The organism is Pseudomonas sp. P5_B2 (assembly GCF_056400445.1).
The window spans coordinates 1-9,670 of record NZ_JBFULH010000143.1 but is presented as its reverse complement, the minus strand read 5'-3'; the positions used below and the strand labels follow the sequence as shown (position 1 = coordinate 9,670).

7 protein-coding genes are annotated in these 9,670 nt (G+C 59.8%); 4 read left to right on the top strand and 3 right to left on the bottom strand.

The window, feature by feature from the left end; translation table 11 throughout:
* Positions 1–19 precede the first annotated feature (19 nt).
* The gene (locus tag AC1DRJ_RS13630) at positions 20–235 is read left to right on the top strand and encodes a hypothetical protein (protein ID WP_477802615.1); all 216 of its coding nucleotides are present in this window, start codon (positions 20–22) and stop codon (positions 233–235) included.
* Between the two features lie 75 nt (positions 236–310).
* Here the strand turns inward: AC1DRJ_RS13630 and AC1DRJ_RS13625 are convergent, their stop codons facing one another.
* Positions 311–1,585: a glucarate dehydratase family protein gene (locus AC1DRJ_RS13625; protein WP_477802614.1), complete on the bottom strand. Its 1,275-nt coding sequence runs from the start codon at positions 1,583–1,585 to the stop codon at positions 311–313.
* Positions 1,586–1,689: 104 nt separating this feature from the next.
* On the opposite strand from AC1DRJ_RS13625, the gene AC1DRJ_RS13620 reads away from it, so the two are divergent.
* Positions 1,690–2,592, top strand: coding sequence for a LysR family transcriptional regulator (locus AC1DRJ_RS13620; RefSeq protein WP_477802613.1), 903 nt, complete (start codon positions 1,690–1,692; stop codon positions 2,590–2,592).
* Between the two features lie 7 nt (positions 2,593–2,599).
* Here AC1DRJ_RS13620 and AC1DRJ_RS13615 read toward each other — a convergent pair whose 3' ends face one another.
* Positions 2,600–3,040 (bottom strand): hypothetical protein, encoded by a 441-nt coding sequence (locus AC1DRJ_RS13615; protein ID WP_477802612.1) that lies wholly within the window; start codon positions 3,038–3,040, stop codon positions 2,600–2,602.
* Between the two features lie 576 nt (positions 3,041–3,616).
* On the opposite strand from AC1DRJ_RS13615, the gene AC1DRJ_RS13610 reads away from it, so the two are divergent.
* Both AC1DRJ_RS13610 and AC1DRJ_RS13605 read left to right on the top strand, forming a co-directional pair.
* Complete coding sequence (locus AC1DRJ_RS13610; protein WP_477802611.1) at positions 3,617–5,338, top strand: type I secretion system permease/ATPase; 1,722 nt, start codon at positions 3,617–3,619, stop codon at positions 5,336–5,338.
* The gene (locus AC1DRJ_RS13605; RefSeq protein ID WP_477802610.1) at positions 5,331–6,701 is read left to right on the top strand and encodes an HlyD family type I secretion periplasmic adaptor subunit; all 1,371 of its coding nucleotides are present in this window, start codon (positions 5,331–5,333) and stop codon (positions 6,699–6,701) included. The genes AC1DRJ_RS13610 and AC1DRJ_RS13605 overlap by 8 nt, the downstream gene beginning before the upstream one ends.
* 257 nt (positions 6,702–6,958) lie before the next feature.
* Here the strand turns inward: AC1DRJ_RS13605 and AC1DRJ_RS13600 are convergent.
* The coding region (locus tag AC1DRJ_RS13600) for a putative Ig domain-containing protein (RefSeq protein WP_477802609.1) at positions 6,959–9,670 on the bottom strand (2,712 nt) is incomplete at its 5' end.

The following is a 9,670-nucleotide window of genomic DNA, read 5'->3' as shown; positions in this document are numbered from 1 at the left end:
ATACCTAAGGAGGGTGGAGATGAATCGGCCATCAAGAAGCATGCGCAAACTACTCGACTCCGTCGCGACGAATAATGAGGGGGCGGCGTTCGATGTGATGCGCGCAGCAGAGCAGCTTCAGGACGAGGTGCTGCGTCAACGGTTGCTCAACCTGATTCACCAGCTCAACCAGGACGCTAATGACTTGCGAATGGCGCGCGACAATATCCAGGGCGGCGCCATAAAGCTCGCGTAAGGCGTTGGCCTTCTCGTATTTTTTATCGGTGATGAAAAACCGGTGCCTGCCCTGACAGCCAGGCACCGGACACCCTCAAAAACGCGGTTTGATGGTTTTCCATTCAGGTTTGTAACGTTGCATCTGTTTCACATCATCGCGCTGGCGAATGCCGCAGGTCAGGTATTGGTCATGCAGCTTGCCCAATTGATCGTGATCCAGCTCCAGACCCAAACCAGGCGCTCGGGTGATTTTCACGCAACCATCGACGATGGGCAGTTTGCCGCCCTTGATCACCTCTTCGTCCGGCTCCTGCCAAGGGTAATGCGTGTCGCAGGCGTAATCGAGATTCGGCACCGAAGCGGCGACATGGGCCATGGCCATCAGGCTGATACCCAAGTGCGAGTTGGAATGCATGGACACGCCCACGCCAAAGGTCTGGCACATTTTCGCCAGGGCCTGAGTGTCGCGCAGACCGCCCCAATAGTGGTGATCGGCGAGGACGATCTGCACGCTGTTCAAGGCGACGCTGCGGCGAAACTCATCGAAATCAGTCACCACCATATTGGTCGCCAGCGGCAGGCCGGTGCGTTTGTGCAGTTCGGACATACCCTCCAGGCCCGGCGTCGGGTCTTCGTAATATTGCAGGTCTTCGCCCAGCAATTCGGCCATGCGAATCGAGGTTTCCATGGACCAGTTACCGTTCGGATCGATCCGTAGCGGGTAACCCGGGAAGGCCTTTTTCAGCGCCTTGATGCACGCAACTTCATGCTCTGGCTCCAGCGCGCCAGCCTTGAGCTTGATGCTCTTGAAACCATAGGTCTCGATCATGCGCCGAGCCTGGGCGACGATCTGCTCTTCGTTCAGTGCTTCACCCCAGCTGTCGGGTTTGTAAGGCGAATCGATATGCTGGGCGTATTTGAAAAACAAATAGGCGCTGAACGGAATCTCGTCACGGATCRCACCGCCCAGCAAGTCCACCAACGGCACGTTCAGCGAGTGCGCCTGTAAATCCAGGAACGCCACTTCAAACGCCGAATACGCATTGCTCACGGCTTTGCTGGCGTGAGAACCGGGTGCCAGTTCTGCGCCGGCGATACTCGCCGGTTTGTTTGCCGCCACGGTAGCCTGCACGATGGCGCGCAGCTGATTGAGATTGAACGGGTCGAGGCCGATCAACTTGGCTTGCAACTGCTGCTGGATCGCCAGCGCCGGAGCGTCGCCGTAGCTCTCACCCAGACCAATGTAACCATTGTCGCTCTCGATCTCGATGATCGAGCGCAGCGCGAACGGTTCGTGGATCCCACTGGCATTGAGCAGCGGCGGATCACGGAAAGCGATGGGGGTGACGGTGACTCGTTTGATTTTCAAGAGGCTGCTCCTTTTTTGTTTTTTTAGGGAAGAGCCGATCATGAACATGGCAATTGATCTCGTCTAATCTAAACTGGCATTCGATTGATACCTGGATTAGATCAATGTTCGAACTGACTCAATTGCGCTGCTTCACCACGGTGGCCACCGAACTCAACTTTCGTCGCGCCGCCGAACGCCTGAACATGACGCAACCGCCCCTCAGCCGACAAATCCAACTGTTGGAGCACCACCTGGGAGTTGAGCTGTTCACCCGCACCACCCGCAGCGTCGCGCTGACCGCCGCTGGTCGCGCGTTCTTCATCGAAGCACAGAACCTGCTGGAGCGCGCCCAGCAAGCCGCCGTCACTGCCCGGCGTTTTGCCGAAGGTGACATTGGCTCGGTCAACATCAGCTTTGTTGGCAGCGCGGTGTACGAATTCCTGCCCAAGGTCATTGCTGAAGCACGGCTCAAACAGCCCCATGTGAAAATCGATCTGTCGGAGATGAACACCTACCAACAACACGAAGCCCTTCGCGCCCGGCGGATCGATCTGGGCATCGTCCGCGCGCCCTTGCTGGAACCGGGCTATGCCACTGAGTGCCTGGTGCGCGAGCCATTTGTATTGGCAATCCCCAGTCGCCACCCGCTGGCCAGTGCCGAAACCGTGTCCGTCAAAGACCTCGATGCGCAACCGTTCCTGATGTATTCCCACGCCGCCTATCCGCCGTTCAACGAACTGCTGACCGGTATGCTGCGCTCAGCCCGCGTCGCTCCGGAATACGTGCAATGGCTCGGTTCTTCACTGACGATTCTGGCGCTGGTCAACGCCGGAATGGGACTGGCCCTGGTTCCTCGTTGCGCCACCAGCGTGGTATTCAGGAACGTCGTGTTTCGTGATATCGATCTGGGGGAGGGCGTACAGAGCGAGCTGCATTTGATCTGGCGCGAGAACAATGACAACCCGGCGTTTGCGATGTTGCTGGAGGGCATTCGAAAGGCTGTGAAGGAGGGGTGGGGGTTGTGAATAAACGTTAGCTACACGTGAGACTGACTGCCTTAGCCGCGCGCTCGAGTTGTTGTTTGACATCGACGGGGATGCGCTGCTTCTTCAATCGTTGCTCGAGGAAGGCTTGATCGCCTCGTGCGTCCACCTCTGCCTCCACAGCGGCGTCTTCAGCTTTGATGGCGGCAGAGTGACTCTCCATGACTGAATCGATATCAGCCGGACTGGTCGCACCTTCGAGAGCGCGGATCAGTTTCGCCACTTCCTCTTCTTCAGCGTGAGCGTACGCCTCTATGGTCATCCCGGCAGCCAACGCCCGCGCTCGAATTTCCACACCTTTCAAGGTGTGTCTGGCTTCACTGCACGATACGTCTTGACTCTGCTTTGCGACGGCTCTCCATTGGAGTAGTCCAACGGTCATCGTGCCGATGATTGCCAAGGTGATAGCACCGCTAAGGATCCGCTTCATGGCCACTATTGGTCTCTATGAAGTGAGGTTTCGATGGCATCGCCTCATCTCTTCTCGAAGAGAATAAAGCGTAGCATTTACATCAGTTTAAGGGACTGTCGACCTCCTTTCACCGACAGTGCGACCTGGAAACTGGATGGCTGACTGCATTACCAGGAAAAAATAAACCGGGTACTTTCTATCGTAGTTTACATCCGGGCATTAACGAGCACAGTTTCAAAAAAGCATCTCACAATGGCGCCCGAGCGTCCTAGAATCTCTAGTTCTACGGGCCTTTGAAATGCTTTTTAACCCGCGAGATTCATGCCGCCGGGGCCGTGCGGCGTACCGTCCTGAGCTTTCAATCCACTTTGGAATGCAAAACTCCCGCCCGTCACCCCGCTTAAATCCCCAGCCCATCGAACCGGCACTTACCCGTGGTTGCGTTGTCAGTAATTGGCGCCTGTTGGGACGAGGATCGTCTCAGATAGCAGAAGGTCAGGCTACGTTTGGAGTTTTCTCCAATACCTGGGTGCAAAAACAGACTCGCGATGGATTGCTACTTGGACAGACTATTCCTTTTGCGGGCGACACTCTATGGGTTTGCTTCTCGATCCGCGTCATGACATTGACGCCGCTTTATTAAGCTATCGCCGGGTGTTCTGGTCGCTTGCGCTGTTCAGCGGAGTGATCAACGTGCTTGTGCTGGTGCCGTCGCTCTACATGATGCAGGTGTACGACCGGGTTCTCACCAGCCGCAACGAAACCACCTTGTTCATGCTCACGTTGATCGCCTTGGGACTGTTCATGTTCAGCGCCTTGATCGAGTGGGCACGCGGCGAGGTGATGATTCGCATGAGCGCGGGCCTGGACGATGCCTTGGGCGAGCGGATTTTCGACGCTGCCTTCGCCCGCAGCCTGCGTGAGCACAACGCCAACCCGGCGCAGGTGCTCACCGATCTGGCGACGCTGCGGCAATTGATCACCGGTCAGGGCCTGATCGCCTTGCTCGATGCGCCGTGGTTGCCCATTTTCCTGCTGGTGGCGTTCATCTTTCACCCATGGTTTGGCCTGCTGACGCTGGTGCTGGCCTTGGTGCTGATTGGCTTGGCGCTGTGGGGCGAGTTGGCGACTCGCACAAGCCTGGGCGAAGCCAATCGCGTGGGCGTGCAGTCGTCGATCTATGTAAACAGCACGTTACACAATGCCGAAGTCATCCAGGCCCTGGGCATGCTCGGGCCGTTGCGTCAGCGTTGGAGCCTGCTGCAACAACGCATCATTGCCGCTCAGGCCCATGCCAGCGATCGTAGCGCGCGCATCACTTCGGCCACCCGTTTCGTGCGCATCTCCGGACAGTCGCTGGCCTTGGGGCTGGGGGCGTTGCTGGTGCTTGAAGGGCAATTGTCGGCGGGCATGATGATTGCCATGTCGTTGCTGCTGGGGCGTGCGCTGGCACCCGTGGAAATCGCCATTGGTTCGTGGAAACAATTCAACTCGGGCCGCCAGAGTTATCAGCGCCTGAGCCAACTGCTTGCCCAGCATCCGCGCGAGCACCTGCGCATGCCTTTGCCACCGCCCACCGGCGCGGTGCGCCTGGAACAGTTGTATGTCGGCCCGCCCGGCGCTCCGCAACCGACCCTGCGCGGCATCAATTTCAGTCTGGCCAAAGGTGATGTGCTCGCCATTGTCGGCGCCAGCGCCAGTGGTAAATCAACGCTGGCCAGAGCACTGGTCGGGGTGTGGYCCGCCATGGGCGGGTCGGTGCGCATGGACGACGCCGAGATCAGTCAATGGTCCCATGACGCCTTGGGCCCGCACCTTGGATACCTGCCTCAGGACATCGAACTGTTCGACGGCAGTGTGGCCGACAACATTGCCCGTTTCGGTGAACAGAATGCGGACAAGATCATCGCCGCCGGGCGTCATGCTGGCATTCACGAGATGATCCTGAGGTTCCCCAAGGGTTACGACACGCCGCTGGGCCCCGGCGGGCTTGGCTTGTCCGGTGGACAAAAACAACGCCTCGGCCTGGCTCGCGCGCTTTATGGGTGCCCGTCGCTGATCGTGCTCGACGAGCCCAATTCCAACCTTGATGAAGCCGGAGAACTGGCGCTGGTACAAGCCATCCGTGCGCTCAAGACTGCTGGCAGCACCGTGGTGCTGATTACCCACCGGCCTAATGTGCTGGCGGTGGTCGATCACATCCTGGTGCTCAAGGACGGCACTCAACAAGCATTCGGTCCACGGGATAGGGTGCTCAAGGCATTAATGCCGGAGCCAAGACCGGCTGCGGTCATGGAGGCGGGCGGAAATGCGTGATCTGACACCTGGGGCAAAAATGTACAGCGAGCAGGGGCTGAGCGTGCGCGGCACCACACCGCTGCCCTGCGCCAGTACCGACGCCGGTGGGGCGGCCCGCTATGGCGTGGGTTTCCTGGTCCTGACGCTCAGCGGATTCCTGCTCTGGGCCTGCCTGGCGCCGCTCGACCAAGGTGTCGTGGGCAGCGGCACCGTGGTGGTGGCGGGCGAACGCAAGGCCGTGCAGTCGTTGGTCGGTGGGGTGGTGGAAAAGCTGCTGGTCAGCGATGGCGACCGCGTCACTCAGGGGCAGTTGCTGGTGCAGCTCAATACGGTGCAGGCGCAGGCGCAACGGGATGTGACCTTGGGCAAGTTGCTCAATGATCGCAGCGTCGAGGCGCGGTTGATTGCCGAGCGGCTGGGCGCAGCCGAGATCCAATGGCCCGCTGAACTGCTGGAACGTGCCGACGAGCCACGGGTCAAGGCCGCCATGGGCTTGCAGAGCCAGCTGTTCCTGACCCGCCGCGCAGAGTTGGGCAGCCGTTTGCAGATCATCGAACACGAAGTTGCAGCATTGCAGCAGCAATTGCTCGGCTACGAAGGTGTCAAGCGCAACTCCGATGCGCAGATGCGCTTCCAGCAGCAGGAGCTGGAAGGCCTGCGCGGTTTGGCCAGTGAAGGCTATATTCCGCGTAACAAGCTGTTGGAGGCCGAGCGCAATGCAGCCCAATTGGCCGGGCAGATTGCCTCCGGGGTCGGCGATGTCGGCAGGACTCGCCAGGCGATCAACGAAAGCCAGCTCAAGGCCTTGCAGGCTCAGCAAGAATTTCGCCGCGATGCTGAAACCCAGCTCAGCGAGGTTTCTGCCGAGGCGGCCGGTTATGCCGATCAGATCAATGCCTTGCAGTTTGAAGTCGATAACGGTGCGATCCGTGCACCGGTGTCCGGGCAGGTCATGGACGTGAACGTTCATACGGTCGGCGGCGTTGCGCAGGCTGGCCAAACCCTGATGCAGGTGGTGCCGCTGGATGCGCCGATGGCGATTACCGCGCGTTTCGAGCCGCTGATGGCTGATAAGTTGCGCCCAGGGTTGCCGGTGCATGTGCATTTTACGGCGCTGCAACGGGTGGATACGCCGACCGTCACCGGCATGGTGGCGTCGGTGTCGGCGGACCAGTTGATCGATGAGCAATCGCACCAGCCGTACTTTTCCGCCAAGGTCGACATTCCCCCCGACACCGTCGCCTCACTGCAGAACGCCGGCCTGCTGGTGCGCCCCGGCATGCTCGCCGATGTCACGGTGGTGACGGGGGAACGAACCTTGATGAATTACCTGATGAAACCGTTGCGTGAACGCTTGCTGGCGGCTTTCAAAGAGGAGTGAGCCTGACAAGCAACCGCCTAACCTGTCGAATGGGCGGCATCAGGTAGATTGAGCTTCTCGATTTACGACTGCTTCGCAGCCGAGCGGGACGGTGCGGCGATCCGACAGGCTCCCTCGCCACATTAGACAGGTAGTGAATGACAGTTTTCCAGGAACTGCATATCCCCTGTGGGAGCGAGACCGGCTTGCCGGCGAAAGCGCTGGCTCAGTCAGCCGGTATGCGGACTGAGCCACCGCTATCGCGAGCAAACCGCAACTCAGGCGGTAAAGTCGCTGGCGTGCAACTCCTTGACACCCACCAGTTCGAACTGGAACTCAGGGGTGGCGTCGGTGTTGACACTGCCTTCGAGGATGCCATCGGCAAAGCGCAGTTGGCCGGTGGCGTTGGTGGGGTCAAAGGCGTTGCTGCCGATGAACGTGAAGGCGTCGACGGTGGCAGTCAGAGGGTTGGCGTCGAGGCCGGTAAGATCCAGGTGATCAAGCTCTGTGGCCTTGAAACCGCTAATCACATCGCGCAAAGCCCCGATGCCCATGTCCGACAAGGCACTAAACACATAAGTGTCCGCGCCAGTGCCGCCGGTGAGGTTGTCGGTGCCTGCACCACCGATCAGCCGATCATCGCCCGAACCACCCACCAGCGAATCGTTACCCGCACCACCGTTCAGAATGTTCCCTGAGCTGTTGCCCGACAGCGTGTCGGCGTAAGCGCTTCCCGTCACGTTTTCGAAAAATTTCAGGGTGTCGAGCCCGGAACCCACGGTATTTTGTTGTGCGGATGTCGAGAGGCTTACGGTAACCCCCGCCGAGGCACGCTCATAGGACACCGTGTCATTGCCCTCGCGCCCATCCAGCACGTTGTTGCCGGCACTGGCGAACAGCGTGTTATCCAGCGTGTTCCCTGTGCCATTGGTGGCACCAGCGCCATCGACATATAGATTCTCTACATTGTTGGCGAGGGAATAGGCCGCGAGGCTGCTGTGCACGCTGTCGATCCCTCCAGGCACCCCATTGCTGTTGGTTTCGATCACGCTGTCGTCGACGTTGTCGACATAATAGGTGTCGTTGCCATCGCCACCGCTCATGCTGTCCGCGCCTGCGGCACCATCGATCACGTTGTCGGCGGCATTGCCGGTGATGAAGTTGCGCCGCTCATTGCCGGTGCCGTCGATCTCCGACACGCCGGTGAGCACCAGGTTTTCCAGATTGGCGCCCAGTGTCCAACTGACCGAGGCCTGCACCGTATCGATCTGCGAGGTCGAGGTGTTGCTTTCCACCACGCTGTCGAACGCGTTATCGACCACGTAGATGTCGTTGCCATCACCGCCGGTCATGGTGTCGGCGCCCAAGTCGCCATCCAGTGTGTCGTTGCCCGAGCTGCCTACCAGAGTGTCCGCTTGATCGGTACCGGAAATCATCCCGCCCTGGTTCTGAGCGTTGTCGAAAATGTCCTGCACGCTGTTGTTGTCGTTGGGGTCACCCTGGAAGCCAAGGTCATTGGCGATGTAGTCGGCCAAACGCTGGCCGACGATTTCCGCGGATTCCTCGTGCAAGTGCCAGACGTCATCGGGATAAACCAGCGGATCGACTTCATAGCGCAAGGGCAGGTCGGTGTAGTCCACCGCCAGTTTGACATCGGCGCGCTCAGCGGCGATGGCTTCCTGGGCGGCGCGGACATAGCCGACCCCTTCGACGATGGAAGCAATCTTCTCTTCCGAATACCCTCGGGCACGCGCCGCATCCTGCTCGTAGTGACCGGTTTCCATCAGGTACACGCTGAAGTTACCGAACTGGGCATGCAGGTAATCAAACACCTTCAGGGTCGCAGCCTTGTACGCCGCTGCTGCTCCTGCTTTGTCGGTCGCGCGGCCGATTTCCTGGGCGGCTTCCTCGCCCTGGCCCCAAATGATGCCCATGGTGACGTTATCGATGGCTTTGAGTTCGGTGAGCTGATCCTGCAGCAACGCAACGGCGCGCAACAGCGCAGGCCCGGGTTGGTTGGTGTCGGTCAGCCACCAGCACAACTTGAGCTCCTCGGGGCTCAGGGTCGACAGGCCGTTGACGGTGCTCCCACCCACGGCGATATCAATGCCGTTGCCATCGGCGTCGGTGAACTGGCTGCGCACGTCATAAGGGGTGTAGCGGTCCAGGTCGTTGACCAGCATCGAGGTGCCGGACTGATCATCGTCCTCCGTCATGCGTAGCAGGCGCGCATTGGATTGGCCGAGTGTGGGCAGGTAGAGGATGTCTTGCTGGGCTCGCTCGCCAAACACGAAGTCACTGGCGGTCAGGGTGTTGAGGTAGTTGCCGTTGAGGGCGATTTCAAAGCGATTGCCATCGGCGTCGACCTCGGCGGATTTGATGTAAGTCTTGTCCCCGGCGGCGTTGAGGGTCATGTACAACGTGCCATTGCTGCCATCGCCGAGGCCGAGAATGCCAAGGCCCGACACATTGATCTTGTCCACGCCCACAGTGAAGTCATAAATCGTGTCGGTGGCCGTGACACCGCCGGTGTCGTAGTCGCGGTAGCTGTCGAGCACGTTGGTATAGCGGAAGGTGTCGGCACCGTCGCCGCCGTACAGCGAATCGCGTCCGGCACCGCCGTCGACGATGTCCGCGCCGGTGCCAGCCTTGATGGTGTCGTTGCCCCCGAGTCCGAGGATCAGGTCTGCGCCCGCCGTGCCGTTGAGGCTTTCGGCATTGTTGGTGCCGGTGATGGTGTTGGCGGGCGCATCGGCTACCGCCAGGGCGAAGCTGTCGCTGACCGACGCGCCTGACGGATCGGTGGCCTTGACCAGTACGTTGTAATTGCCAGACGCCGTGCTGGTCGGCGTGCCAGTGAACGTCAGGCTGGTGGCGTTGAATTTCAGCCAGGCGGGCGGGGCACTGCCGTCGGCAAGGGTTGCGGTGTAGGTCAGCACATCCTGGTTGGCATCGGTGAAGCTGTCGTGAGTCACGGTGTAGGTGAACGG

Excerpts from the sequence above, each read along its gene's own strand:
- AC1DRJ_RS13630 (WP_477802615.1), top strand. The coding sequence starts at position 20 with ATGAATCGGCCATCAAGAAGCATGCGCAAACTACTCGACTCCGTCGCG.
- AC1DRJ_RS13620 (WP_477802613.1), top strand. The coding sequence starts at position 1,690 with ATGTTCGAACTGACTCAATTGCGCTGCTTCACCACGGTGGCCACCGAA.
- AC1DRJ_RS13615 (WP_477802612.1), bottom strand. The coding sequence starts at position 3,040 with ATGAAGCGGATCCTTAGCGGTGCTATCACCTTGGCAATCATCGGCACG.
- AC1DRJ_RS13605 (WP_477802610.1), top strand. The coding sequence starts at position 5,331 with ATGCGTGATCTGACACCTGGGGCAAAAATGTACAGCGAGCAGGGGCTG.